Raw genomic sequence first — 24,239 nt, 5'->3', positions numbered from 1 at the left:
TCACCTCGGGTATAGAGTAAGTGTAACTCATTCATATATGTTCGGCAATAAAGGAGACAGGACTATAAGCACGCCTGCAGGGCATTAAATCATAAAAAAAAGGTAAATAAATATGTGAAGAACCTTACAATGCACATACAAAGTAACGGAAAAATAGTGTATGATTTTGAAGAGAGGTGTTTTTAAATGGCGGATTTTACTCATTTTAATCAAGAGGGCAGGGCAAAAATGGTGGATGTCAGCGATAAGCCTGAGACGTCAAGGACGGCCATTGCTCAGTCAAGTATTGCGGTGAATCAGGAGATATACGAGAAGATCACTTCCAACTCCATGAAAAAAGGGGATGTACTCGCTGTTGCACAAACGGCAGGGATTATGGCGAGCAAGAAAACATGGGACATTATTCCGATGTGCCATCCGCTGCCGCTAAAGGGTGTGGACATTTCATTTTCATGGAAAGCAGAAGAGGAAGAGTACGTTCTCATCATTACGGCTTCTGTTAAAACAAAAGGAAATACGGGTGTGGAAATGGAAGCGTTAACAGCTGCTTCTGTCTGTGCGCTGACCGTTTATGATATGTGCAAGGCTGTAGATAAAGGAATGGTAATCGGACCAACCTTTTTAATAGAGAAAACTGGCGGCAAAAACGGAGATTTTAAACGAAATTAATTCATCATAAGAAATGGGGATGGACGAATGGCCAATGAACCAATTAAGATACCGCAGGCAACAGCTAAACGGCTGCCTTTATATTACCGTTTCCTAAAGAACCTTCATTCCTCCGGCAAACAAAGAGTCTCATCAGCAGAATTGAGTGAGGCGGTTAAAGTGGATTCTGCAACGATTCGCCGTGACTTTTCGTACTTTGGTGCGTTAGGGAAAAAAGGCTATGGATATAATGTGAATTACCTGCTGGGCTTCTTTCGGAAGACTCTTGACCAGGACGAGCTTACCAAAGTTGCTTTGGTCGGGGTAGGGAATTTAGGAACGGCCTTTCTTAACTATAATTTTCTTAAAAATAATAATACAAAAATAGAAGTGGCATTTGATGTGGATGAGAGCAAGGTTGGCACGGAAATCGGTGATGTGCCGGTCTATCATATGGATGACCTTGAAGAAGTGATTGTTAAAAATAATATTCAGGTGGCGATTCTAACGGTGCCTGCACCGCCTGCCCAGACGATTACCGATCGGATGGTGAATGCGAAAATAAAAGGAATCCTTAACTTTACACCTGCGAGGCTCACTGTACCGTCCTCGATTCGGATTCACCATATCGATCTGGCAGTGGAGCTGCAGTCATTGGTTTATTTTCTGAAAAATTATCCTGAAGAAGTGTAAAAAAAATGAGCCTTTTGAGGGCTCATTTTTTCGTTTTAAAATGCTGACCAATCAAGCGGAGACCGGTGCCAAAATCAAATGTGGCAATTAGCATCAGAAAATAAGTAAAGAATCCCCAGGTTTCTTCCCGCTGGGTATTCTGAATGGCAATAAAGGTAAAAAGGCATCCGAGAAGGATGTAAATAAAGCCTGAAAACAAAGGTGTGCTTCTCATGATAATCCCCCAGTAATTTTAAAACTCCACAGCATTACGCTATGCTAGAAAAAGCTGATAAAGCTCTGAATGTTTTCCATTTCCTTTAACCACTTTTGTATATTATCCTGATTCAGCTGAACAACCGCAACAAAGGTGTTCATCGCTACATGGGCAAAAATCGGCACGATGATCCGCTTCGTCTTGACATATAAAAAGGCAAAGGTGAATCCCATTGCTGAGTATAACAGTACATGTTCAGGCTCAAAATGGGCCAGAGCAAAAATGACCGAGCTGATCAGGGCTGACAGGAAGAAGTTGAAGCGCTTGTGAAGAGAGCCAAAAATAACCTTTCTAAAGACGATTTCCTCAAGAATTGGCCCGATGACCGAACTGATTAAAATGACGATTGGCGATGCTTCAATAATCCGGATAATCTGCTGTGTATTTTCAGATCCCATTTCAATGCCAATCAGGTTTTCAATGCTTGCAGCTGTAGCTTGAGCAATCAGGGCCAAAAATATGCCTCCAATAGCCCAGCCCAAAGAGCCTGCAACAGAAGATGCATCCCTGTCCATTCCCCGTTTCATTTCTTTCCTTAGTAGTAGAAGCGTAATAATCAGCGTAATCGTGAAACTGATTACGAGCCAGTAGGCCACAGCCAGAATCTGCATATTCTCGGGATTCTTTCCGAGGGCATCGGCAGCTAATAAAACGAGCGGAACGCCAAACAAGCTTGAAAGCTGCATGGCAATATAGGCGATTAAAATAATCCAGTATTCCTTTTTCAAAGTGTTTTACTCCTTAATCTGAGTGTTGGAAACAAGTCCTAAAGCCATTGTACTCTTTATAAGGAGCGTCTTTCAAATATCAGCACCAAAGAGAGACCTGTTATGGTTAAAATGTGTGTTTCAGCAGCATCCTTAAGAGGTTGTCCGTGTCGAAAAATAGCGGGTAAGCGCGAATGAATTTTTTTATAAAAAATTTAAGCTTCACCCTTGCAAATAGAAAAGAGATTCATTAATATAATAATTGTGTTAGCACTCAAATAGAGAGAGTGCTAATAAATAAAAATATTTACATATTATTTGAGGAGGTTGTTTCACTTGTTAAAGCCACTAGGTGATCGAATCATTATCGAGCTTGTTGAAACTGAAGAAAAAACTGCAAGCGGCATCGTACTGCCGGACACTGCTAAAGAGAAGCCTCAAGAAGGCAAAGTTGTAGCTGTGGGAACTGGCCGCGTTCTTGAAAATGGTGAGCGTGTTGCCCTTGAAGTTGCTGACGGCGACCGTATCATCTTCTCAAAATATGCCGGTACTGAAGTGAAGTACGAAGGCAAAGAATATTTAATTTTACGTGAAAATGACATTCTTGCTGTAATTGGCTAATCGCCGATCAGTCGAAGATTATTAAAAGATAAAGCTAAAATTTTTGAGGAGGTTTTTTATCAATGGCTAAAGAGATTAAATTTAGTGAAGAAGCCCGCCGCGCGATGCTTCGCGGTGTAGATTCCCTTGCAAATGCGGTAAAAGTAACTCTTGGACCTAAAGGACGCAACGTGGTTCTTGAGAAGAAATTCGGTTCTCCATTAATCACGAATGACGGTGTGACAATCGCGAAGGAAATCGAACTTGAAGATGCTTTCGAAAACATGGGTGCGAAGCTTGTTGCTGAAGTAGCAAGCAAAACAAATGATGTTGCCGGTGACGGTACAACAACTGCAACTGTTCTTGCTCAGGCAATGATCCGTGAAGGCCTTAAGAACGTAACGGCAGGAGCTAACCCAATGGGCATCCGCAAAGGAATTGAAAAAGCGGTTTCTACTGCTGTTGAAGAGTTAAAAGCTATTTCAAAACCTATCGAAAACAAAGAGTCTATCGCACAGGTTGCTGCGATTTCTGCTGCTGACAATGAAGTTGGCCAGCTGATCGCTGAAGCAATGGAGCGCGTTGGCAACGACGGTGTTATCACAATCGAAGAATCTAAAGGATTCACAACTGAGCTTGATGTGGTAGAAGGTATGCAGTTCGACCGCGGATATGCTTCTCCATACATGGTGACAGATTCTGATAAGATGGAAGCGGTTCTTGAAAACCCTTATATCTTAATCACTGATAAGAAGATTACAAGCATTCAGGAAATCCTTCCTGTACTTGAGCAGGTTGTACAGCAAGGCAAGCCTTTATTGCTTGTAGCTGAAGATGTTGAAGGTGAAGCACTTGCTACATTAGTAGTGAATAAGCTTCGCGGAACATTCAATGCAGTAGCGGTTAAAGCTCCTGGCTTCGGTGACCGCCGTAAAGCTATGCTTGAAGATATCGCGATCCTGACTGGTGGTGAAGTAATCACTGAAGAGCTGGGACGTGACCTTAAATCTGCTACAATCGATTCTTTAGGACGCGCTTCTAAAGTGGTTGTTTCTAAAGAAAACACGACGATCGTTGAAGGTGCTGGAGACAGCGCGCAAATCGGCGGCCGTGTGAACCAGATCCGCACTCAAATGGAAGAAACAACTTCTGAATTTGACCGCGAAAAATTACAAGAGCGCCTTGCTAAGCTAGCTGGCGGTGTGGCAGTGGTTAAAGTTGGTGCTGCTACTGAAACTGAATTGAAAGAGCGCAAGCTTCGCATCGAAGACGCCCTTAACTCTACACGTGCAGCTGTAGAAGAAGGAATCGTTTCCGGTGGTGGTGTTGCCCTTCTAAACGTATACAACAAAGTGGCTTCTATCCAGGCTGAAGGCGATGAAGCAACAGGTATCAATATCGTACTTCGTGCAATGGAAGAGCCTGTACGCACAATTGCACACAATGCTGGCCTTGAAGGTTCAGTTATTGTTGACCGCTTAAAGCGCGAAGCAGTTGGAACAGGCTTCAACGCTGCTACTGGCGAGTGGGTAAACATGATCGAAGCTGGTATCGTTGACCCAACTAAAGTAACTCGTTCAGCTCTTCAAAACGCTGGATCTGTTGCAGCTATGTTCTTAACTACTGAAGCAGTAGTTGCTGACAAGCCGGAAGAAAATGCTGCTCCTGCAATGCCTGATATGGGCGGCATGGGTGGAATGGGCGGCATGATGTAATCATCCCCCTCAACCCTTGATATAAAAGGATTTGTTAGTATGTTGAGAGTGATTTGCTAACATTATGCTGACATTAAGGTTTTTAACGGAGGCTTCTCATTAGTTCACTGAACTTTTGAGAGGCTTCTTTTTTATTTCTTGAGCTATTTAGTGGAGTGTTGTTTGCGGCTAATAACAAATTTAACCCTAAAATAAAATAATATTGACTAGACACTTTTTGGTGTCGTATAATAAAGGACACTAAAAGGTGCCCTATTTTTGATGAAGGAGAGAAGACCTTGAACAATACTGACCAAAAGCATGATGTTTTTGTAGCTATTGCAGACCCAACAAGACGAAAATTAATACGTTTGTTGGCAGGTACTGAAGAGTTACCTTTACATGAATTAACTCATCATTTTCAAATGGGTCGTACTGCTGTTTCAAAACATTTATCTATCCTAAAAGATGCAGATTTAGTAACCAACCGAAAAATAGGTAGAGAAACAAAGTATCGACTAAATGCAGCTCCCTTACAGGAAGTGAAAGATTGGTTATCCTTTTATGAAAAGTTTTGGAATGAAAGAGCGTTATTACTAAAGGATATATTGGAGAAGTAGATAATGACGGATTTACCGTTATTATTCTCTAATGTAATTTCAAAAAATAGAAGGTAGGTGTCGCTTGAATGACAAATAGTGTAGCAAGTCGTAAGGTTGATGGTTTTTTAAGAAAAGAGAAGAAATGGAAGAGTGAATTTGAAAAGTTAAGACAAATAGTTTTAGATTGTGGACTAACAGAAGATTTTAAATGGATGCACCCTTGTTACACGTTGGATGGAAAGAATATTGTATTAATTCACGGCTTTAAAGAATATTGTGCCTTTTTGTTTCACAAAGGTGCCTTGTTAAAGGATCCTAATCATATACTTATCCAACAAACTGAGAATACGCAGTCCGCACGCCAAACTCGATTCACCAATGTTCAAGAAATAATAAACATGGAAACCATCCTGAAAACCTATATACAGAATGCTATTGAGGTAGAAAAAGCTGGTTTGGAAGTAGAACTCAAAAAAACTTCTGAATATACCGTTCCTGAAGAATTACAAGCTAAATTCGATGAAATACCTGAATTGAAAACAGAATTTGAATCGTTGACACCTGGACGGCAAAGGGCATATCTTTTTTATTTTTCTGGAGCTAAACAATCTAAAACCCGAAATTCAAGAATTGAAAAATATATGCAGAAAATTTTAGATGGAAAAGGATTGAATGATTAGCATTTATATATCATGTGTGGAGGAATAGATAATGGCAGATATATCATTAGATTTTCAATTTAAGAGTCCAATTAATAAAGTATGGGAAGCCTTAACAAATTCAGATACCCTTGCACAATGGGTAATGGAAAATAACTTTAAACCCATTGTCGGATATAAATGTCAGTTTCGTAATAAGGAAATAGATTTAATTGTAGATAGTGAAGTATTAGTAGTGGACGAGCCTCATAAGTTATCTTACACATGGATAGGTGGTCCGATAAATACTATCGTCACGTGGACATTGAAGGAAGAGGATGGAACAACTTATTTACATCTCGACCATACAGGCTTCGACAAAGAAGATCAAGCATTCAACGGTGCGAAATATGGTTGGGCGTATAAGATTGAAGAACTTAAAAAAGTGATAATGGGAATTGAAGAAAAAGGAGTAGCTGAATGAGTTTTTTTAAAGATGCACTCGCAATGTTTAAGAAGAGAGATTTATTGTTTTTAGAAAGCTATAAAGAATCAGAAGATGTTTATACCTTCCTATTTGAAAAAGAGAACGATTTAAGCTGGATAGCTGGGCAACATGGTTTGTTTACGATAACCCATAAGAAAATAAAAAACAAAACACGTCCATTTACTGTCGCATCGTCCCCGACTGAGAATGTGGTTAGAATAACGATGCGTATTAGCGGAAATCCAAGTGAGTTCAAAAAAGCAATGCTAGAACTGAAACAGGGAATGACTATAAATCTGACAGGACCTATAGGGTCATTTAATCTAAAGGATGACAGTCCTACCCTTCTCCTCGCAGGCGGAATTGGCATTACACCATTTCGATCAATTTTAAAACAAATAGAGTCAGAAGGAAATGGTATCGACAATCCCATACATCTCCTCTATTTGGATAGTAATAAGTCATTTTTATTCAAAGATGAACTTGATGCGATTGCAAACAACACTTCAACAAGTATCACATATCTGGATTCAAGGGATGATTTATATCAGGAGATAGATAAGTTTACCGCCTTACATAATGGTGAGGTTAAATACTTTTTTGCAGGACCACAATCAATGGTGACGTCCTTATTTGACTTTTTGAAGAGTAAACATATTCCAAAGAAGAATATCAAAAAGGATGCTTTTTATGGGTATTAATTAATATGAGTTAGTAAAATTGCTAACATTTTGCTAACGCAATCCCATAAAAAACGGTAAATCCCCGTTAAAGATGTTACAGTGGGAATTTAATAAAACCTTGATATACCGCACTCTACGCACACCATGTTAACGATATTACAGACTCTCACCATAGGGGCGGCATGATGTAATCATCGCCCATACCCCATGATTTGTAAGGGGAAAGAGGAATGCTAATATTTCTCACCTAAAATTAGAGGTTTCTCATGAGTTGTGCAAACTTGTGGGAAGCCTCTTTTTTTAATTCTTTTGTTTTTGTTTTCTCGCCATAATTCCTCTCTTCAAGTTGAAGAAGGAGCTTTACATTACATCTCGAATATCTAATGTAATTGAAAAACTAAAAGAAAGACTGGAGCTGGTTACAATGATAAAAGGTATCGGCGGGATATTTTGGAGAACAAAGAACCTGGATGAGGTGAAAAAATGGTACAGTGAAGTGTTAAAGATAGAAATAGATAATTGGAATGGGACTGTGATTACTTCCCAATTAGAAAATGAGACGATCTTTTCTTTCTTTTCTGAGGATGACAGTTATTTTCCTGCAGAACAACAAGTGATGTTGAATTTTCAGGTGCATAATCTAGACGAGATGATTACCCGTCTTGAACAAATTGGTGTACCTCTTGTTAAGGAAAAAGAAGTTAGTGAGTTTGGAAAATTTATTTGGATTGAAGATCCTGAAGGCCGGCTGGTCGAGCTTTGGGAGAAATAGCGTATTTAAAAACAAGAGACATAGGACAGGCACATTATCCCAACCCCTAAACTGCTTATAACGCCAAAAAAGGAATTCCTATCTGGAAATTCCTTTTTTAAATAGTATACTTCTTTCGAATGACAGCACTGCTGCTTTATTCTTTATCATGACCCCCGCCAAAAGCTTCCGGAATCATCGTAAAGCCTTCAATCACGGTATCTTCTTCCACCTCGATCATCAGGTAACGCTTGCCTTCAAAATTAATTTGTCTTACATATCTAAGATCCTGCGGGCATATGGATATGTTGGCAGCCTTTGTGCTGATTTTGATTGATTTTGAATTATATTTAGGCAGGACGCTGCTTGCCTTTATTTCATATTTGTCATCATCAATGATCTTTTGATAAGCGGATTGGACCTTTTCAGAATCAATATCTTCGATGCCGCTCACCTTTAAAACATGTTCTACGTCTTTGGAATCCAGCTTCGGTGGTTCATCCTCTTCGTTTTCCACGATCATCCGGTTTATCTCTTCATATACGCTGGAAAGTGTTGATGTGCTAAGCTGATCTCCCGTTACGTCTTTAATAATTTCTTCAAAAACGATTTTATCATCCTGTGCCGTAATGGTTTCTTCCCCGTTTAACACGTCCTCAATGAACTGGTGGTCGGGCTCATGGACCTTGCCTGCAGAATACAGGACATGATTGACATCAGCAGCGTGATCAGTGAAGCAAGGAAATAGAAACCCTGAAATGGGAGACTTGAGGTTGATAATCGGATCAACGGTAAAATGATATTTAAATTCCCGTTCGACATAGTCAAAAAGCAGTTCTTTCTTCGGTTCCTGCGTGTTATTGATGCTGCAGAGAATAAAGGGATGAGAATAAACGGCATCCCGTTCACTTTCCTCGGCCTCTGGATTGCGGCGCTTCATAGGCTTTAGATACTCTCCGCGAATGAACGTAACAACAATATCTTTTTCATATTGCCGGACTCCCAGCATTTTGCCGACAATCTGAAGCATTTGTTCCGTCCAGCCCTCAGCATCATTGGTCAGCAATCCTTGATGAAGGATGAGCTGACTGCTGTTTTCCGCATCCCTCTGAAACTTTAATTCAAAGAGCTTTTCATCCAATTGGCCGCCCAGCAGCTTTTTGAAGTTGTCCATAAAGAGCTCCTGCTGATCCTGATCCAGCATTTCAAAAGGCTGGCTCTCATAATGATATATCTCGCTTGATTCCTTCATAATATAGACGTTAAAAATATCTGAGATCTTTAGTAAGTCATTATTTAATTTAAATTGTTTCCGAATCTGTGCAATGTCTTTTTTGTTCACGGTTAAAATCCACTCCTAAACTGCCCAATATGCATATCTACTAGAATAACAAAATACATCCGCTCTATAAATTATTATTTATTTTCATTTTTTTATAAGGATTCATTAATAGAGATTTTGAAGAGGGGAGGTGAATGAGAAATCCTGGTATTCTGCCAGCATTGAGGGGATAAAAAGAGGCTCCCCATAAGCTGGCCAAAACTTGGGTGAAGCCTCTTATATTCTATGAAAAAGGGTTGTTTGCTAAGGGGATTATTTTTTCTGCACCGCATGTATCCCCTGGAAAGGAGCCGATCTGATTCATCCAAGAACTGTACGGATTGTCGTGTTGTATCTTCATTTTGAAGTAATACAGATTTATAGGCTTCTGTCACCTGCTGAAGCTGCCTATTTAAAGCATTTAATTTATTGATGAAATCAAGGACATTATTTTCCCCAATAGTGGATGGAAGGGATGACTGGAGCCCGTTAGCAGAGGATTGAAGTTTAGAGAGTGCCTGTTCTATATCGCTTATCCTTAGCTTAATCTCAGTATTCATTCTCAGTACCTCCTCATTATTTCTTCGACCTCTCTGCTGCAAGCTGTGCTTCCAGGGAAGCGATTGTTTGTTTGATAGATTCGATTTCCTGCTGGATCTGCTGCAGCTTCCGGCTTATAGCTGAAAACACCTCATGAAACTGATTTGACTCAATTTCAGTGTAACTTGTGAGCATTTGATCAAACCGGATATCCTCAAATTCATCTGCCAGCTTTCCCTGCCAGGTAAAAGGGGAAAGATCCGGCTTTGTGACGGTATGCCGATATTGGTTAAACTCCTGCTGTTTTCCTTGGAGCTCCCCCTCACAGGCCAGCAGTCGCTGCAGATCACTTTGTTTCTTCGCCAATAAACTGTAGTAATATCCTAAAGACATGAATATTCACCTCTATATACTGCCATTTTCATATTATTAAACCGAAAAAAAGAATCCATTTTACTATATCACAGGGAAATAATGTAATAATGATACATTTTCCTTATTTTAGTCATTCTGTCGATGGGTATTTATTACTGTTTTATACAAAAGTGTAAAAATAATCCTATTCATAATAAAATTACTCTAATTTTTAGTGTAAAGTATAAAATATGGAAAATTCTAGTGAGGGACTCTCTGAAGTGCCTCTATTCCAATTGTCGAATGGCAGGAGGCGATTTATACTGAAGGTATTAGATGCAAGGGAATTGCATAGCGGATTGAAGGAGCTTCACTCCAGTCTCGACTCCTTAGAAGAGCAGATAAGAAACATTGCGCGTGATGTAGAAGGAATCACCTCGCTCGAGGACTCCTTCTGTGGAGAGGGAGCAGCCGCTATTCAGGCTTTCTTCCAGGAATGTCATTCTCCTTTTCTCTTATTTTTTTTGGGTTTTCTTGCAGACTATCAAAATACTTTAAAAAGAATACTTTCTTCCCTTCAGATGCTCGAGCCGGCAAGCAATGGATTCATCCGCCAGAGCTTTTTGGATGGAGAAGCGGCACAGGGCCTGGTAAAAACAGAATCTATCACCACTAGCCTAACAGAAGAGACCAATGCGGTGATGCAGAAAGTTTCTGATATTGTCAGTCTCCCTCACCTGCAGGATGGGGAGTTTTCGGCACATGTAAGGAGAGCGGAACTTCACCGGCGAAATACGGTTGATGATCTTATGACTTTTGACAGCCAGCAAACACTGGCACTTGATCCAATTGAGCAGGATCTACATTTGATGCAGACATACATCGATGAAATTTCCAGCCTCTTTCAGAGTGGAAATCTCAGCATTTCCGGCTATTCCGTCAGGCAGCTTCAATCCAGCCCCATCTATGGAGAGCTTTTAGAAGGGATCAGGCATAAAGCAGGAAATTCCATGCTTTCTCCGGAATTCTTTAAAGAACTCGGCGTAACGGCCCTGGGTCAGATTCTGCCGCCCGGTGCTTATTCCATCTGGGCTATCTGGCAGAGTAATTACGAAAGAAAGACCATCCACTATCAATTAAGAGCCTTGAAAGCTTTAGCAGAGCTAAACAGTAATGAAATCAGCCCGGAGGAATTCGCCTCCCTGAGCGGCCAGGAGATCCTGACTGTTGATGTCATAGATGAATATGGCATCGGCAGCGAGAATCAGGGCGGCAATTTCTATCTATATGAAGATGGCCGGATCGTAAGAGAATTCGACAGTGAAAAAGGAACAGCCTACGAATTTGTCGACTCCATTCCAGAAGACCGCGTGGGAGGAGTACGGGAATTGGACTCTATGGCCGACGGAACCCCGCTTGAAATACTCGAATACCTGTCGCTCGCAGCTGTTGTCCGAAAACAAGGTACCGAGGTCATACGGAAAAGCATCAAAAAGGCCGACTTTGATGCGCTTGTCAGGATATTGAAAGAGGAAAAGGGTAATGTGGTCTTGCCGGGGAGGAAGGCTGGTAAGGGTACGGGTAAAACTAGACCTTCATGGAGACAGTCTGAAAATGATGTAGGAAAAGAATATCCTGGATATCGTGACCAAGTTTCATTTAAGGAAGGTAATGAAGTAAGTCATGGCACTAAAAATAGTTCAAGACCAGATTTTTATATTAATGGTCATAGCATAGAAGTTAAGAATTATAAAGTGACTACATCTTCTGGTAGAAGTAACTTAATAAGAAATGTGTCAAAGCAAATAAATAAGCGGATAAGTGATTTACCTGAGCAAACAAGGCAATCTGTTATTATTGATGTTAGGGGTCAAATTATCACAAGGGATATTTTAAGAGACATTAAACAAAAAATAAATGAAAGAACAAATGATGCAGCAGATATAATTTTTAAAATGGATCAGAGGTGAAAGTTAGATGGCAGTAGGAATATTAGTAGATTGTTTTTATTACGAATTAGGTCATAGCGATTTTGTACATTCATTTTTTTCAACAATCTCATATCATTTAGAAAAAGAAGGATGGGGTACAAAATATCCTTTATTGATAAATGAGCTATATAATGACCAACTAAACTGGGATGATGTTTCTGTTGTAAAAGCTAATCTAATTGAAATTGAAAAGGAATTATCAAAGCACTCTCCAGAACAAGTTATATGGGATATTGATGACTTATCACAAAAACCACCGTGGGGGGATAAAATAAGTCCAAAAGTAACTAGTCTAGCGAATTATTTTGCAACAACTGATGGGAAAACATTTTTTGAGGTACTACGTACAGCACTTGATGTAGCAGAAGAAGATAAATGTGATTTGAAAATTCACAAACTATAACTTTTCTTATCCATGGGACGCTAACTGTTAATGTCCCCTTTAAGTAGACATTCAAAAAAACCTCCATGTTACCATGGAGGAAAGAATGCTACTTGGAGGGGATTTTTTCTATGGCAAAGAAAGGACAAACTTTTAATAGCTATTCGGAGGAGTTTAAACATAATGCCGTCATGAAATACGTGAATGGGTCTAAGAGTTATAAAGTACTGGCAGAAGAATTGGGAATCCGTAACTGCAGCCAGCTTAAAGTGTGGGTTAAGAAATGGAAAGCTGGAGTACCGTTTAATGAGCGTAAAGGAATCTCTAACCCTTTAAAAGGCAGGCCTAGGACTAAATTCAAGTCGGTTGAAGAGGAAAGAGATTATTTAAAAGCACAGGTTGAATTTCTAAAAAAGCAGTATCCAAATCTGGTAAAGGAGGAGGAAACATACCCAGAAGAATAAAGTATGAACTGGTTGATGAGTTAAGGGGGACCTATCCGGTCTCCTGGCTGCTTGAGATTGCCTATATCAAACCGGCTAGCTATTACAAATGGAGAAAAACGAATGGTAAACGGGAAGAGAAGGCTAAGGATGAACAAGATATTCGAGAGCACATTTTGGGGATTCATTTCATGCATCCTGAATTTGGCCGGCCTCGTATGACAGATGAATTAAATGAAAATGGGTATTTAATCAACCACAAGAAGGTCTACAGACTGATGACGGAAATGGGCATACAATCAGTCATCCGAAAGAAGAGAAAATGGCACGGTCGCAGTCCTTCTATTATCTTCCCTAATCGCCTTAAAAGGAATTTCAGGGCTGCAGGACCTAATCAAAAGATGGTAACGGATATAACATATGTGTCTGTTGGAGAAGAATTTTATTATTTATCGGTCATACAGGATCTCTTTAATAACGAAATAGTAAGTTGGGAGCTATCTAAGAGAAATGATCTGGAACTTGTGTTAAATACAGTAGAAAAATGGACAAAGAAAAAAGACGTAGCTGAAGCCGTTCTCCATTCAGATCAAGGCTTCCAGTATACGTCAAAGCTATACAGCAGCCGATTAGAGGATTACGGCATCAAGGGCAGCCACTCTCGAAAAGGAAACTGCCTTGACAATGCCTGTGTAGAATCGTTCTTCTCACATCTCAAAACCGAGAAGCTGTATATAAATAAGTGTAATTCAGGAGAAGAACTAGAACAAGCTCTTGAGGACTACATCTACCATTACAATTACAAACGAAGACAAAAGAAACTAAAGAAACGCGCGCCGATAGAATATCGACACGCGCTCACTGCTTAGCTTTTTATGTTGTCTACTTGACAGGGACAAGACCAAACCCATGGTTTTTTTTACGATACGGAGTGCCGAATAAAACAAACTTTATTCAGATAATATACCTAAACCTTGTAAGCTCTATGATGTTTTAACAAATTATTTAGTCCGTTCATCCTCTTTAAAATGTATGTAATCTATACTATTGTCAGCTTTAACAGAGTTGAACAGTAACGAAATCAGCCCGGAGGAATTCGCCTCCCTGAGCGGCCGGGAGATCCTGACTGTTGATGTCATAGATGAGTATGGCATCGGCAGCGAGAATCAGGGCGGAAAGTTTCATCTATACGAGGACGGCCGGATTGTCCGGGAATTCTATGGAGAAAAAGGAAAAGCCTACAAATTTGTCGCCTCTATTCCGGAAGACCGCGTTGGAGGAGTGAGGAACTGGACTCCATAGCTGACGGAACCCCGCTTGAAATACTCGAATACATGTCGCTCGCGGCTGTTGTCCGAAAACAAGGAACCAAGATCATACGGAAAAGCATCAATAAGGCGGACTTTGATGCGCTTGTCAGGATATTGAAAGAGGAAAAGGGTAATGTAGTCTTGCCGGGGAGGAAGACTGGTAAGGGTACGGGTGAACTTAATAAGGATTTAGCAAAAGCTTATTTGAGAGATATAGAGGCTAAAACTGGACGAAAGGTTAATAAAGAGCAGATTCACCGAATAAAATAAGACTTGAGAAACAAAAACTATGAAAAATTGACACCAAAAGAGACAGCTAAGCATAGAAGCAAATTTACATCGAGCTTGAAAGATAAATTGATTGCAGAATGGGAAGAAAAAACCAATCAAAAGTGGCCAAGATATACAGAAGAAGTGCTTGATAAGAATGGAGAGGTTGCTCGGAGTATTGGTCAACCGTATGATGCTCACCATATCATAGAGAAAAATTTTGGCGGCCCTCATGAGTGGTGGAATATTCATCCCGCAAAATATCCTAATGAACACCAAGCAGGGATACGTGGAAAGGGAGCTCCATCGGGTAAACTATTTCCAAGGAGGTAAAATAGCATATGGCTGATTTTAAATTTATAAATGAACTAGAAAATAAACTTTATAAGGTACCTAATGATGATATATTAAAAGCTGAACAAAGAATGGGCATCAGCCTTCCAAATGATTTAAAACATTTATATTTAGAAGTTGGTTATGGCTTTATTGAAGGTCTAAGCGCTAATTCAATTAATAGAATATTGGGACCAGGGGCTGTAGCTGATATTAGATTAAGAGAAGGTGTTTTTGAATTTGATCCAGATTTAGATGAACTTTTTGATGATGAAGATAAGCTTATTTTTTTTGAAGTAAACGAGGGTGTTTATATTTCAATAGATTTACAATTTGCTAAAAATCCAATATTTTATTTCGATATTCAAATAGCTGAATCGTTAGAGGATTTTTTTAAAAAGTTTCTCAATAATAATGAATATTTTATCGATTTAATTGAAGATTAGGCCTAATTGGTATAAAACAAATGACCTTGATTGGCCATGCCTTTCAAGGTTTTTCGTATAATATATCCCCAACACTCCCCCGCCAAATGTAGTGAATTTGCCCAAGCCAAACCCATTTCCACGCATATACAATAATGTAGGCATATACAGAGGAAATGGAGGTATGTATGAATGTACCCTTACAGAGGCCCTTATCAGCCGCATGATCAGCGTTTTATTGGATTCTTTGGTCTGCCTTTTTTAGGCGGGTTAGCAGGAGGTTTATTGGGCACTGCTTTATTCTATCCGCGTCCATTTTATGGGTATCCGCCACCGCCACCGCCACCGCCTTATTATTACCCGCGGCCTTGCTGTGGACCGGGATTTGGATATCCTTATTAATAGCTGTCAGGGGGAGCTCTTTAAAAATGCTTCCCTTTTTTAAGCCTGAAAGCACCGGAGTCACAATGAAAAGAAAAGGGCATATAGTAACATAAACCGTTCAAGGAATGGAGGAAATAATCTTGCCTGTTTCTGTCGTGTTTAATCAGATTAATGTGCTGAGCATGTCCTCGAATTCCATAATTGGTTCTGGCCAAAACAGCCAGCCTGACTGGAATGCCCAGGGGAAATTTAATTCCGGCAATGGAAATTTTGTGAATTCGCTTGTGCTGGGCTGTACCAATATTATTAATGATCCTGATGGGATTGATAACCCCATTACGCAGCCTGAAAATATCAACCCGCAGCCAACTTCGCAAATATAAGAAAAGAAGTGGATATATAAATGAAATGTATCGATATACAATTCAACAATATCAATATCACTTCGATGTCTTCGAATTCAGGCATCTTTACTGGAGAGAACAATCAGACAAATTGGCAGGTGAACAGGAAAAATAACTACGGTTTAGGTAAAATCGCAGGTTATCAAAACATGGCTGCCAATATTGTAAACGTTATTAACGATAATGACTGGATTGATGCGGACTTTTCACAGCATCAACAGAGTAATAATCAGCCTGTTACACAAAGTTAACGGTGAACATCCTGCCATCTTCCCTAAGGTGGTTTTATTTTGCGTGGACTCTTACTTATGGAGCAAAAGAGATTAACGTAGTGGGCACTGCTGAGAAGTATACCAAAAATCCTTGGGAATTAAAGGGGCATACTTCTCTATGTTGACCAATAATCATAATAATAATGACAATAGGGATAGGGGGCTCTAGATGGCTAAGATCCAGTATAACTCTATTAAAGTAAGGGCTGTTCATAATAGCTCCGGTATTTTTTACGGGGACAATATTCAATATAAATGGCGCAGTAAGGCAAAAAAATCGGACGGGTTTGGAAATATAAAAGGAAGCCGCAGTAAGATATCAAATAATATTACAGCAGCATCAAAAAAGAATCTTAAATCTTTTTCCCCTCCTTCTGATTTTCCGCTGTTTCTTTCAGGACAAAATGGGTATTATGGGAAATTTCATTTTCTTGTCCATATACTGCTCCAAAGCCTGAATGGGTTTTACCGGCAGAACTCCAATAAAACTGCCGGTTCTTTCCCATAAATATGCCTGAGTTGTTTTCCAACAGATCTACATTAAGATTATTGAAGATAATCTTAGGAAATTTGGGTTTTCTCATCATTTTTTCCCCAGCACTGTATGAAATAACAATATACTATGCATCTGTTCATAGAGAGTGCCAATTTAGATAAAGGATGAAAGGCATGAACCTAAACGAAGATACACTTTTAAAACTGCTCCAGGATATAGAGAATCGAATGGCCCGGCTGGAAAAAATCATCAGGGAAGACAATAAGAATGTGCACCTTGATATCAAAAATATACAGACCTTAAATTTAGATAAGCTAATCTATAAGTTGGATAAAGTGGATATTAAAGAACTAAGCGGAGCCTTAAATATTGGGAATACCTTTCAGACTGGCGATCTTCATTCTCCTGAAGAGGCTGCCATGGGGAAGAATCAGAGGAAAGCGGGTCATGAGGATATAATCATAAAAATTAATGGAAAACAGATTCCCTATAGTACTAACGAAGAGAAGCCGGCAAAAACGAAGAAGATTTCACCCTTCGATTCTGAGTTTAAGATTGGAGATATTCATATCGGCACCATTGAAGATGCCTCCGCGGTCAATTTCGGCAACAACTTTCCTACTGATTTCAGGAGCCATAAGAAACATAATCAGGGGTTTGGAAATATTATCGGGGATCATCACGATATTCATGATATGAAGACTTTCATGAAAGAAAGAGAGGCGACAGAGGTTTATAATGAACATCAGGATGGCCGGGAACCTTCATGGGCTGAGGAAGCTGAAAATGAGGATGAGGCACATTAACTAAACACGAGAGTTAGAAAGGGTTTTTCATCAGGGTGTTAAGATGAAGAACCTTTTTGGTTTGAAGAAAGAAGATTAAGGTTAAATATGAATATTATGGAATTATAGTGGGATAACTAATTTAATGATTTTTGCATGATTTAGCGGTTTATGTTACCCTGAAAAACGTATCTGCGGATAGGTTGTTCCATAATTTTACAATTATTTGATGTATAGGAGGTGCTGAAAAGTTGATTGAGTTTAAAGAAGTAAACAAAGTCTTTCAGGACGGGTTCCATGCTCTCAAGGATATTACCTTTAAGGTCGAGGAAGGTGAACTGCTGGTTCTGATTGGACCCAGCGGATCTGGAAAAACCACAACCATGAGGATGATCAACCGTCTGATTGAGCCGACAAAAGGGACAATTACAATTGAAGGAAAAGATATTTCAAAAGAAGATCCAGTCAAGCTTCGCCGGACGATCGGCTATGTGATCCAGCAAATAGGGCTGCTTCCGCATATGACGATTAAAGAAAATGTTTCGCTTGTTCCGAGGCTGATGAAATGGAAGAAGGAAAGATACATAGATAAAGTGGACGAACTGATGCATATGGTAGGACTGGATCCGGAAGTCTTTGGTGACCGTTACCCTTCAGAATTGAGCGGCGGGCAGCAGCAGAGAATCGGTGTTATCCGTGCGCTGGCAGCTGAGCCGAAAATTATTTTAATGGATGAACCATTCAGTGCACTGGATCCGATCAGCCGGGAGCAGCTGCAGGATGAGTTAGTCCGCCTTCAGCGGGATATCCAGAAAACCATTGTATTTGTAACCCATGACATGGATGAGGCGCTTAAAATCGCTGACCGCATCTGTATTATGAAGGATGGGGAGGTGGTGCAGCTGGATACGCCGGAAAATATCATCCGCAGGCCGGCTAATGAGTTTGTCCGAAGCTTTATTGGAGAAGACCGGCTTCAGGAAAGTGACAGCATTTCATTCCCTAAACTGACCAAATTAATGGTTCCGGCTGTCACAGCGGGTGAAAACCGCAGGCTGGCAGAATCCCTAAAGATGATGCGAAGCAAACGGGTTAACAGTCTCGTGGTTGTGGATAATCAAAATATTTTTCAGGGAATTGCCACCGTCTGGGACGTCCAGAGAAATTACAAAGATGAAGAGTTGAGGCTTAAAGATATTATGGATTCAAGCGTCGTGACACTTCAGCAAAATGATCCGGCGGAAAAAGCCTTTCAGCTTGTGAACGAATCTGTTTACGGCTTTGTTCCGGTTTTGGATGAACACAGAAAACTTTTGGGCATTGTGACCCGATCGAGTCTTGTAGAATATATGGTCGACGAGATCGTCGAATAAACAGGATAGGGGGTGTAGACGATTCTTAACTTAATCAGCAGCACGGCTGACGTTTTTGTAAACCGCTGGCCTATAATATGGAACTTAATTTTAGAGCATATGTATTTATCGCTTATTTCGATCGCCATTGCGATTTTAATATCTGTTCCTTTGGGCATTTATTTAACCCGCCATCGGAAAATAGCCGATTCAATTATTGGGATTGCAGGAGTTTTTCAGACAATTCCAAGTCTCGCACTTCTTGTATTTCTCGTACCATTCATCGGAACCGGACAAGCCCCTGCGATTATTGCTTTAACCGTTTATGGCTTATTGCCCATTCTTCGAAATACATATCTAGGCATTACTGGTGTTGAAAAGTCTGCCATTAACGCCGGGGTCGGAATGGGAATGACGAATCGCCAGGTCCTTTGGATGGTGGAGCTTCCACTGTCCCTGAGTGTGATCATGGGCGGGATTCGTACGGCGACTGTATTAATTATCGGTGTAGCGACAATTGCAGGCCTCATTGGGGCTGGCGGTCTGGGAGATCTGATTTTCCGCGGGCTGCAGACTTATAATACAGGCCTAATTCTGGCAGGTGCAATTCCATCTGCTCTATTAGCGATTGTTTTTGACTATTTGCTGAAGCTGCTGGAGACAGATGTGACTCCGCAGGGGCTTAAACAAGGGCAGAAGACTAACCCAACTTTGAGCCGCTGGAGAAAATGGGTGGTGACTGCATTAATATTAATCCTTCCTCTTTCCGCCTTTGCTGCCCAGCTCGGTGAAACAGCCGGCGGCAAGGATACAATCACCATTACCGGCAAAAACTTCACGGAGCAGGAGATCATGGTTTACATTATGGGCCATCTGATTGAAGAGCATACAGATCTGAATGTGAAATATGAATCCTTCCTTGGCGGTACGGCACCTGCATTTGAAGGCGTTAATAGCGGAAATTATGATTTATATATGGAATATACGGGAACAGCCTTGCTGAGTATTTTAAAAGAAGAAATGATCAGTGATCCCGACAAGGTGTATGACCTCGTAAAAGAGCGCTTTAAGGCTGATTATGATTTGGTCTGGCTTGAGCCATTCGGTTTTAATAACACCTATACACTGACTATAAGAAAAGAAGATGCTGATAAATGGGGTGTTAAAACCATCTCAGATTTAGGCAAGAAATCATCAGAGCTGTCTCTAGGCTCGGAGCCGGAATTCCTGGAGCGTCCAGATGGATATCCCGGCCTTGCAGATACTTACGGATTTGAATTTGGCGGAACACAGGCCATGGACTCCGGTATTATGTACAGTGCCATCAAGAATGGCGAAGTGGATGTCATTGACGCCTTTTCCACTGATGGCCGCATACCGGCATTCAATCTGCAGGTCCTTGAGGATGATAAAAAATTCTTCCCTCCGTATTATGCAACCCCTGTTATCAGGGCTGATACGCTGAAAGAACATCCTGAAATTGAAGAAGCATTGAAGATGCTTGTTGGCAAAATTGATAATGAAAAAATGCAGGAACTTAATGCAAGAGTTGATATTGATAAAGAGCAATATGAAGATGTGGCGGTTGATTTCCTGAAAGAAGAGGGATTGATTGACTGATATGAGAGGGCTGCGGCAATGCCGCGGTCCTTTTTTTATGAAACATGCGTCAGGGACCCGTTTCTCCTTATTGACGTAAACATGTCAATTTACCAGACAAAAAGTGGATTAGCTATTGTTACAAACATATTAAACATGTTAATATCGAAATATTAAAAAAATTATAAAAATATTAGGGGGAGTTTTTGATGAAAAAGATGTTGGCCATCCTGGCAAGCAGTGCATTGCTGATGCTTGCTGCCTGTGGTTCAGGAAGTGAGGAAACCAGCGGGGAAGCCTCAGAAAAGAAAACGGTTAAAATTGGCATCACGCAAATTGTCGAGCATCCATCACTGGATTCTGCGAGAGAAGGATTTATTGCCGCACTCAAAGATGCGGGCTATGAAGAAGGAAAAAACCTTAAAATTGACTTCCAGAACGCCCAGGGGGATATGAACAACAATATGTCCATCGCCCAGAACCTGGTAGCGGACAAGAATGATTTAATCCTGGCGATTGCTACGGCGAGTGCCCAATCGGTTGTGCAATCCACGAAGGATATTCCAATCCTTTTTACAGCCATCACCGATCCTGTGGGAGCTGAGCTTGTGGAAAGCATGGAAGAGCCGGGCGGGAATGCAACTGGTACATCTGACACACATCCGGATGCCATCAAAAATACAATTGACTCTATCAAAACATTTGTACCTGATGCTAAGAAGGTCGGCATCATATACAATGACGGGGAACCAAACTCAGTAGTAAATGTTAAGCATGCAAAAGAAGCTATCGAGGCAGCTGGGCTTGAAGCAGTTGAAACGACGATCTCAACAAGCTCCGAGGTGAAGCAGGCTGCTGAATCCTTAGTGGGACGTGCTGACGTGTTTTACATCCCTAAGGACAATACAGTCGTATCTGCCCTTGAATCTGTGCTGAACGTCGCCAATGAAAAAGACATTCCGGCTTTTGTGGGAGAAAGCGATTCGGTTAAACGGGGCGGCTTTGCCTCCTACGGATTTGAATATCATGATCTGGGATACTCCACAGGCCAAATGGCTATTGAAATCCTTGAAGGCAAAAAGCCGAGTGAAATTCCTGTCGGCTACCCGGAAAGCCTTGAGCTTGTAATTAACAAGAAAGCAGCTGAGGAACAGGGGATTACTTTGACAGAGGACATGCTGAAGGATGCTAAGGTGGTTGGGGAATAAATAGTTGTTAAAAGATACAGCGATTCTGCTGTATCTTTTTTTCTTAATGAACCCAAAATTTATTCTGGAAAATGATTCAAAAGAACTACATAAGCCGTATGGATGATTTTAGGGAAAAATGGGGCTCAAGAAAGTTTGATTAAATTCTACAAGTCAGGGTAATTTTACCTACTAAATACAAGTGGGGGTTTATAGATTTATAGGAATAAAACCACAGACATAATTCGACACGGGTTTATAAGCGATTTGACGAGTTTTGACTGCCATGATAGTAATAAATAGGTAGAAAATTTGAATTTGAAAATCAAAAAAATAGCAAAAACCTATGAAAAAAATACCAATTCAGGTTTAAGTATCTAAAAATCGGGTATTAGTGGGTATAAATAACTGTTTTGTTATTTTTTGCAAGTAAGTAATTGACCTTTGCATTGTGTATTTTTACAATAATAGTAACCTATTGAAAAGGAGAGATTTGAATGTCGGGAGTTATTCGCGTTACACCAGCAGAATTAGTAGGCATGTCTAACCGTTATAATGGAGAAAGCAGCCAGGTTGGGGATCAGATTGTCCGCTTGGATAATATGATTCGTGAACTGGAAGGTGCATGGGAAGGGGAAGCAAGCAGAGCGTTTGCTGAACAATACCAATCTTTAAGACCTTCATTTGTTCAAATGCAGCAATTATTAGAGGATATTTCTGTTCAGCTTAATAATACTGCAAGAGCTCTTGAAGATGCTGATAACCAGATCGCTGGCCAAATCCGCGGTTAATTAGATCTGAATCAATTAAGTGGAGAAGGAGCGCTGCATTCACAGGATGAAAAGCGCTCTTTTTTTGGTACTAAATTAGCAAATTTTCACTTTGGTAATTTGTCTAGCTACAGCGCCTACCCCCTCGAGGTCACAAGCCAATCCTCCCAAAAAGGCAAAAAACGCCTTTCCGTCAGGCTCGTCTTGTGCTTGTCGGGGGTGATCGAGGCGCTTCTGCTTTTCTAGTGAGGTGTTGAACATGTACATAGAATTAACAATTGATTTAAAACATTATGAAGTTGAACCTTTTGATCTCCGTCTATCTAACTATCACTCTGTTAAAAAAGTAGTTGATATTGTTTGGCAAGCTAAGTCTATTCCTCAGTCGCCCCGGGAAGGATATTGGGTCAGAATTCCCAACAAGCAAATGATTTTGTCAGGAAACGATAAGCTGGCAGAAAAGGGGATTACCACTGGGGACCGTTTCGAAATTTTATAAAGGAGCATTTAAAAATGTCAGAAAAGAGTCAAACCTACCTTGAAGAGCAGCTTGAAGCGGTTGTCGAAACAGATCATCAATCCCTTACTATTCTTTTCCAAAGAGAGAAAATTAAAGCTGATGCTGCTGCGGAATTGGAATTGCTCCAGGCGATGGAATCAGCTATTAAAAGGGATATCCATTTAACAGAGGATGAACTGCGCCTCGTCCTGCAAATTCCCTCAAATTACTTAACCTTTTCCAAATTAAAAAAGAAAGACCAAAAAAGCAGATGGATTTTCTCTTCACAGCTCCTGAAGCTTGTGAAAAGTCATCCGTATTCCAGGCTGCATCTCATCATCTGTCCTGAAAACATTTTGGCGGATGAAAGCCTGTCACCGCATTTGCTTCATTATGGTGTAAGTGAAAGCCTTCCGCCATATGAAACCAATCAGGAAAAACTCTGGATGGAATTGAAAGCGACCATCGCTTCTGCTGTAGATGGAAATCGCGCTTTCCGGGATTACCTTAGCCTTCATGAAACCATTGAATTGTCGCCTGCAGCGGCAAGTGTCATCAAGGCCAAGGATGAAAATGAATTGTCAGAAGTCATCCGGACTAATATAGAAATGCTTGAAAAGAAAGATAAGGAATATGCCAAGATTCCGCAAAAAGTGGAAAGCCACAAGATATTCGGCATGGGGTCTGCTGATTGCTCTAGTGCCTTTCGTTGCTTTCAGCCTATATTCCCTTATCTTTACTCAGCCAAAACAGGCAGCTTTTATTAATAGCCAGGAGCATTTCCTGAAAAGCCAATATAGTGAAGTTGTGACCGAGTTATCCAATTATGATATTGATCAGATGCCAAGGGTGGTACAGTACGAACTGGCACAGTCCTACATAATAAATGAAGCATTGACAGAAGACCAGAAAGAGAATGTCCAAAATACAATCACCCTGCAGACGGATCCCCTTTACTATCATTACTGGATTCACATCGGGAGGGGAGATGCCAAAGAGGCTCTCGATATCTCGAGGGATCTTGAGGATCGGGATTTAATTCTGTTCGCATTGCTTAAGTACCGTGAAGTTGTCAAAGCGGATGATAGCCTTGAATCCGATGAAAAACAGCAGAAAATCGACGAAATTCAAGCAGAAATTGATGAGTATTTAGAGGAACAGAAAGCTCAGGAGGAAGAGGAGCAGCGGCTTCAGGATGAGCAAAGCAGCAGCGAAAATAATGAACAGGCAGTAAAACAGGAGTCTGAACAAAAAGCTGCTGAAGAAGAAAAGCCTGCAGATGCAAAGGCAGCTGAAACATCTGCTGAAAAGCCTGCCGAGAAGAAGGAAGAGGCAGAAAAGACAAAGCCAAATTAAGATAGAC

At 40.5% G+C, this 24,239-nt stretch carries 33 protein-coding genes; 28 read left to right on the top strand and 5 right to left on the bottom strand.

The features are described 5' to 3' along the window. Positions 1 to 186 precede the first annotated feature (186 nt). Positions 187 to 669 (top strand): cyclic pyranopterin monophosphate synthase MoaC, encoded by a 483-nt coding sequence (gene moaC / locus LLY41_RS21780; protein WP_095246174.1) that lies wholly within the window; start codon positions 187 to 189, stop codon positions 667 to 669. Positions 670 to 696: 27 nt separating this feature from the next. Next, positions 697 to 1,341 (top strand): redox-sensing transcriptional repressor Rex, encoded by a 645-nt coding sequence (locus LLY41_RS21775; RefSeq protein ID WP_304586608.1) that lies wholly within the window; start codon positions 697 to 699, stop codon positions 1,339 to 1,341. A gap of 22 nt (positions 1,342 to 1,363) precedes the next feature. On the opposite strand, the gene LLY41_RS21770 is transcribed toward LLY41_RS21775, so the two are convergent. Continuing rightward, positions 1,364 to 1,555 (bottom strand): YdiK family protein, encoded by a 192-nt coding sequence (locus LLY41_RS21770; RefSeq protein ID WP_095246172.1) that lies wholly within the window; start codon positions 1,553 to 1,555, stop codon positions 1,364 to 1,366. 44 nt (positions 1,556 to 1,599) lie between these two features. Continuing rightward, complete coding sequence (locus LLY41_RS21765; RefSeq protein ID WP_304586607.1) at positions 1,600 to 2,325, bottom strand: CPBP family intramembrane glutamic endopeptidase; 726 nt, start codon at positions 2,323 to 2,325, stop codon at positions 1,600 to 1,602. 315 nt (positions 2,326 to 2,640) lie between these two features. Between LLY41_RS21765 and groES the strand changes: the two genes are divergently transcribed. From groES to LLY41_RS21730, 7 genes are all read left to right on the top strand, one after another. Continuing rightward, the gene (groES, locus tag LLY41_RS21760; RefSeq protein ID WP_009336289.1) at positions 2,641 to 2,925 is read left to right on the top strand and encodes a co-chaperone GroES; all 285 of its coding nucleotides are present in this window, start codon (positions 2,641 to 2,643) and stop codon (positions 2,923 to 2,925) included. 62 nt (positions 2,926 to 2,987) lie between these two features. After that, entirely contained in the window at positions 2,988 to 4,619 is a 1,632-nt protein-coding gene (gene groL, locus LLY41_RS21755; protein ID WP_095246170.1) for a chaperonin GroEL, read from the top strand. A gap of 278 nt (positions 4,620 to 4,897) precedes the next feature. Beyond that, entirely contained in the window at positions 4,898 to 5,218 is a 321-nt protein-coding gene (locus tag LLY41_RS21750) for an ArsR/SmtB family transcription factor (RefSeq protein WP_304586606.1), read from the top strand. 68 nt (positions 5,219 to 5,286) lie between these two features. Further along, positions 5,287 to 5,880: a YdeI/OmpD-associated family protein gene (locus tag LLY41_RS21745; RefSeq protein WP_304586605.1), complete on the top strand. Its 594-nt coding sequence runs from the start codon at positions 5,287 to 5,289 to the stop codon at positions 5,878 to 5,880. A gap of 31 nt (positions 5,881 to 5,911) precedes the next feature. Further along, the gene (locus LLY41_RS21740) at positions 5,912 to 6,322 is read left to right on the top strand and encodes an SRPBCC family protein (protein WP_304586604.1); all 411 of its coding nucleotides are present in this window, start codon (positions 5,912 to 5,914) and stop codon (positions 6,320 to 6,322) included. Further along, positions 6,319 to 7,026, top strand: a complete 708-nt coding sequence (locus LLY41_RS21735) for an FAD-dependent oxidoreductase (RefSeq protein WP_304586603.1) — start codon at positions 6,319 to 6,321, stop codon at positions 7,024 to 7,026. Before LLY41_RS21740 ends, LLY41_RS21735 begins: the two co-directional genes overlap by 4 nt. Before the next feature lie 406 nt (positions 7,027 to 7,432). Then, positions 7,433 to 7,780, top strand: a complete 348-nt coding sequence (locus tag LLY41_RS21730) for a VOC family protein (protein ID WP_304586602.1) — start codon at positions 7,433 to 7,435, stop codon at positions 7,778 to 7,780. Positions 7,781 to 7,916: 136 nt separating this feature from the next. Here the strand turns inward: LLY41_RS21730 and LLY41_RS21725 are convergent, their stop codons facing one another. From LLY41_RS21725 to LLY41_RS21715, 3 genes are all read right to left on the bottom strand, one after another. Then, entirely contained in the window at positions 7,917 to 9,101 is a 1,185-nt protein-coding gene (locus tag LLY41_RS21725) for a DUF4317 domain-containing protein (RefSeq protein ID WP_304586601.1), read from the bottom strand. A 92-nt stretch (positions 9,102 to 9,193) separates the two neighbouring features. Further along, positions 9,194 to 9,640, bottom strand: coding sequence for a YwqI/YxiC family protein (locus LLY41_RS21720; protein ID WP_304586600.1), 447 nt, complete (start codon positions 9,638 to 9,640; stop codon positions 9,194 to 9,196). Between the two features lie 16 nt (positions 9,641 to 9,656). After that, positions 9,657 to 10,013, bottom strand: a complete 357-nt coding sequence (locus LLY41_RS21715; RefSeq protein WP_304586599.1) for a YwqH-like family protein — start codon at positions 10,011 to 10,013, stop codon at positions 9,657 to 9,659. Positions 10,014 to 10,225: 212 nt separating this feature from the next. Here LLY41_RS21715 and LLY41_RS21710 point away from each other — a divergent pair, with 212 nt between their 5' ends. The 19 genes from LLY41_RS21710 (at position 10,226) to LLY41_RS21625 (ending at position 24,232) form a co-directional block, all read left to right on the top strand. After that, positions 10,226 to 11,944, top strand: a complete 1,719-nt coding sequence (locus LLY41_RS21710) for an LXG domain-containing protein (protein WP_304586598.1) — start codon at positions 10,226 to 10,228, stop codon at positions 11,942 to 11,944. A gap of 7 nt (positions 11,945 to 11,951) precedes the next feature. Further along, positions 11,952 to 12,368 (top strand): immunity 70 family protein, encoded by a 417-nt coding sequence (locus LLY41_RS21705; protein ID WP_304586597.1) that lies wholly within the window; start codon positions 11,952 to 11,954, stop codon positions 12,366 to 12,368. Positions 12,369 to 12,478: 110 nt separating this feature from the next. Further along, complete coding sequence (locus LLY41_RS22540; RefSeq protein WP_095246263.1) at positions 12,479 to 12,811, top strand: transposase; 333 nt, start codon at positions 12,479 to 12,481, stop codon at positions 12,809 to 12,811. Next, on the top strand, positions 12,751 to 13,659 hold the full coding sequence (locus LLY41_RS21700) for an IS3 family transposase (RefSeq protein WP_370460319.1): 909 nt from the start codon (positions 12,751 to 12,753) through the stop codon (positions 13,657 to 13,659). The genes LLY41_RS22540 and LLY41_RS21700 overlap by 61 nt, the downstream gene beginning before the upstream one ends. Before the next feature lie 196 nt (positions 13,660 to 13,855). Further along, positions 13,856 to 14,092, top strand: a complete 237-nt coding sequence (locus LLY41_RS21695; RefSeq protein ID WP_304586596.1) for a hypothetical protein — start codon at positions 13,856 to 13,858, stop codon at positions 14,090 to 14,092. 281 nt (positions 14,093 to 14,373) lie between these two features. Continuing rightward, positions 14,374 to 14,703 carry an HNH endonuclease gene (locus LLY41_RS21690; protein ID WP_304586595.1) on the top strand — a complete coding sequence of 110 codons (330 nt, stop codon included), beginning with the start codon at positions 14,374 to 14,376 and terminating at the stop codon, positions 14,701 to 14,703. An 8-nt stretch (positions 14,704 to 14,711) separates the two neighbouring features. Beyond that, positions 14,712 to 15,149, top strand: coding sequence for an SMI1/KNR4 family protein (locus tag LLY41_RS21685; RefSeq protein WP_304586594.1), 438 nt, complete (start codon positions 14,712 to 14,714; stop codon positions 15,147 to 15,149). A gap of 171 nt (positions 15,150 to 15,320) precedes the next feature. Continuing rightward, positions 15,321 to 15,530 (top strand): hypothetical protein, encoded by a 210-nt coding sequence (locus LLY41_RS21680; protein ID WP_304586593.1) that lies wholly within the window; start codon positions 15,321 to 15,323, stop codon positions 15,528 to 15,530. Between the two features lie 122 nt (positions 15,531 to 15,652). Further along, positions 15,653 to 15,895 (top strand): hypothetical protein, encoded by a 243-nt coding sequence (locus LLY41_RS21675; protein WP_048010884.1) that lies wholly within the window; start codon positions 15,653 to 15,655, stop codon positions 15,893 to 15,895. Positions 15,896 to 15,915: 20 nt separating this feature from the next. After that, entirely contained in the window at positions 15,916 to 16,167 is a 252-nt protein-coding gene (locus LLY41_RS21670; RefSeq protein ID WP_095246159.1) for a hypothetical protein, read from the top strand. A 190-nt stretch (positions 16,168 to 16,357) separates the two neighbouring features. Then, a complete protein-coding gene (locus tag LLY41_RS21665) occupies positions 16,358 to 16,696 on the top strand; it encodes a hypothetical protein (RefSeq protein WP_304586592.1) in 339 nt (112 codons plus the stop codon). 161 nt (positions 16,697 to 16,857) lie between these two features. Then, positions 16,858 to 17,490 (top strand): hypothetical protein, encoded by a 633-nt coding sequence (locus tag LLY41_RS21660; RefSeq protein WP_304586591.1) that lies wholly within the window; start codon positions 16,858 to 16,860, stop codon positions 17,488 to 17,490. A gap of 230 nt (positions 17,491 to 17,720) precedes the next feature. Next, positions 17,721 to 18,842: an ABC transporter ATP-binding protein gene (locus LLY41_RS21655; RefSeq protein ID WP_304586590.1), complete on the top strand. Its 1,122-nt coding sequence runs from the start codon at positions 17,721 to 17,723 to the stop codon at positions 18,840 to 18,842. 99 nt (positions 18,843 to 18,941) lie between these two features. Continuing rightward, a complete protein-coding gene (locus LLY41_RS21650; protein WP_304586589.1) occupies positions 18,942 to 20,441 on the top strand; it encodes a glycine betaine ABC transporter substrate-binding protein in 1,500 nt (499 codons plus the stop codon). Positions 20,442 to 20,629: 188 nt separating this feature from the next. Continuing rightward, a complete protein-coding gene (locus LLY41_RS21645) occupies positions 20,630 to 21,628 on the top strand; it encodes an ABC transporter substrate-binding protein (RefSeq protein ID WP_304586588.1) in 999 nt (332 codons plus the stop codon). Positions 21,629 to 22,104: 476 nt separating this feature from the next. After that, entirely contained in the window at positions 22,105 to 22,398 is a 294-nt protein-coding gene (locus LLY41_RS21640; protein ID WP_009336200.1) for a WXG100 family type VII secretion target, read from the top strand. Between the two features lie 238 nt (positions 22,399 to 22,636). Next, complete coding sequence (locus tag LLY41_RS21635; RefSeq protein WP_304586587.1) at positions 22,637 to 22,876, top strand: ESX secretion system protein YukD; 240 nt, start codon at positions 22,637 to 22,639, stop codon at positions 22,874 to 22,876. A gap of 14 nt (positions 22,877 to 22,890) precedes the next feature. Beyond that, positions 22,891 to 23,643 carry a type VII secretion protein EssB/YukC gene (locus LLY41_RS21630; RefSeq protein WP_304586586.1) on the top strand — a complete coding sequence of 251 codons (753 nt, stop codon included), beginning with the start codon at positions 22,891 to 22,893 and terminating at the stop codon, positions 23,641 to 23,643. Then, a complete protein-coding gene (locus LLY41_RS21625; RefSeq protein ID WP_304586585.1) occupies positions 23,576 to 24,232 on the top strand; it encodes a type VII secretion protein EssB/YukC in 657 nt (218 codons plus the stop codon). Before LLY41_RS21630 ends, LLY41_RS21625 begins: the two co-directional genes overlap by 68 nt. Positions 24,233 to 24,239 lie beyond the last annotated feature (7 nt).

This window comes from Cytobacillus firmus, assembly GCF_023612095.1.
GTDB lineage: Bacteria > Bacillota > Bacilli > Bacillales > Cytobacillaceae > Cytobacillus.
The sequence above is the reverse complement of the archived record's forward strand: the minus strand, read 5'-3'. Positions and strand labels throughout refer to the sequence as shown.

Excerpts from the sequence above, each read along its gene's own strand:
- moaC (WP_095246174.1), top strand. The coding sequence starts at position 187 with ATGGCGGATTTTACTCATTTTAATCAAGAGGGCAGGGCAAAAATGGTG.
- LLY41_RS21775 (WP_304586608.1), top strand. The coding sequence starts at position 697 with ATGGCCAATGAACCAATTAAGATACCGCAGGCAACAGCTAAACGGCTG.
- LLY41_RS21770 (WP_095246172.1), bottom strand. The coding sequence starts at position 1,555 with ATGAGAAGCACACCTTTGTTTTCAGGCTTTATTTACATCCTTCTCGGA.
- groL (WP_095246170.1), top strand. The coding sequence starts at position 2,988 with ATGGCTAAAGAGATTAAATTTAGTGAAGAAGCCCGCCGCGCGATGCTT.
- LLY41_RS21745 (WP_304586605.1), top strand. The coding sequence starts at position 5,287 with ATGACAAATAGTGTAGCAAGTCGTAAGGTTGATGGTTTTTTAAGAAAA.
- LLY41_RS21740 (WP_304586604.1), top strand. The coding sequence starts at position 5,912 with ATGGCAGATATATCATTAGATTTTCAATTTAAGAGTCCAATTAATAAA.
- LLY41_RS21735 (WP_304586603.1), top strand. The coding sequence starts at position 6,319 with ATGAGTTTTTTTAAAGATGCACTCGCAATGTTTAAGAAGAGAGATTTA.
- LLY41_RS21730 (WP_304586602.1), top strand. The coding sequence starts at position 7,433 with ATGATAAAAGGTATCGGCGGGATATTTTGGAGAACAAAGAACCTGGAT.
- LLY41_RS21720 (WP_304586600.1), bottom strand. The coding sequence starts at position 9,640 with ATGAATACTGAGATTAAGCTAAGGATAAGCGATATAGAACAGGCACTC.
- LLY41_RS21715 (WP_304586599.1), bottom strand. The coding sequence starts at position 10,013 with ATGTCTTTAGGATATTACTACAGTTTATTGGCGAAGAAACAAAGTGAT.
- LLY41_RS21710 (WP_304586598.1), top strand. The coding sequence starts at position 10,226 with ATGGAAAATTCTAGTGAGGGACTCTCTGAAGTGCCTCTATTCCAATTG.
- LLY41_RS21705 (WP_304586597.1), top strand. The coding sequence starts at position 11,952 with ATGGCAGTAGGAATATTAGTAGATTGTTTTTATTACGAATTAGGTCAT.
- LLY41_RS22540 (WP_095246263.1), top strand. The coding sequence starts at position 12,479 with ATGGCAAAGAAAGGACAAACTTTTAATAGCTATTCGGAGGAGTTTAAA.
- LLY41_RS21685 (WP_304586594.1), top strand. The coding sequence starts at position 14,712 with ATGGCTGATTTTAAATTTATAAATGAACTAGAAAATAAACTTTATAAG.
- LLY41_RS21680 (WP_304586593.1), top strand. The coding sequence starts at position 15,321 with ATGTACCCTTACAGAGGCCCTTATCAGCCGCATGATCAGCGTTTTATT.
- LLY41_RS21670 (WP_095246159.1), top strand. The coding sequence starts at position 15,916 with ATGAAATGTATCGATATACAATTCAACAATATCAATATCACTTCGATG.
- LLY41_RS21665 (WP_304586592.1), top strand. The coding sequence starts at position 16,358 with ATGGCTAAGATCCAGTATAACTCTATTAAAGTAAGGGCTGTTCATAAT.
- LLY41_RS21660 (WP_304586591.1), top strand. The coding sequence starts at position 16,858 with ATGAACCTAAACGAAGATACACTTTTAAAACTGCTCCAGGATATAGAG.
- LLY41_RS21650 (WP_304586589.1), top strand. The coding sequence starts at position 18,942 with ATGTATTTATCGCTTATTTCGATCGCCATTGCGATTTTAATATCTGTT.
- LLY41_RS21645 (WP_304586588.1), top strand. The coding sequence starts at position 20,630 with ATGAAAAAGATGTTGGCCATCCTGGCAAGCAGTGCATTGCTGATGCTT.
- LLY41_RS21640 (WP_009336200.1), top strand. The coding sequence starts at position 22,105 with ATGTCGGGAGTTATTCGCGTTACACCAGCAGAATTAGTAGGCATGTCT.
- LLY41_RS21635 (WP_304586587.1), top strand. The coding sequence starts at position 22,637 with ATGTACATAGAATTAACAATTGATTTAAAACATTATGAAGTTGAACCT.
- LLY41_RS21630 (WP_304586586.1), top strand. The coding sequence starts at position 22,891 with ATGTCAGAAAAGAGTCAAACCTACCTTGAAGAGCAGCTTGAAGCGGTT.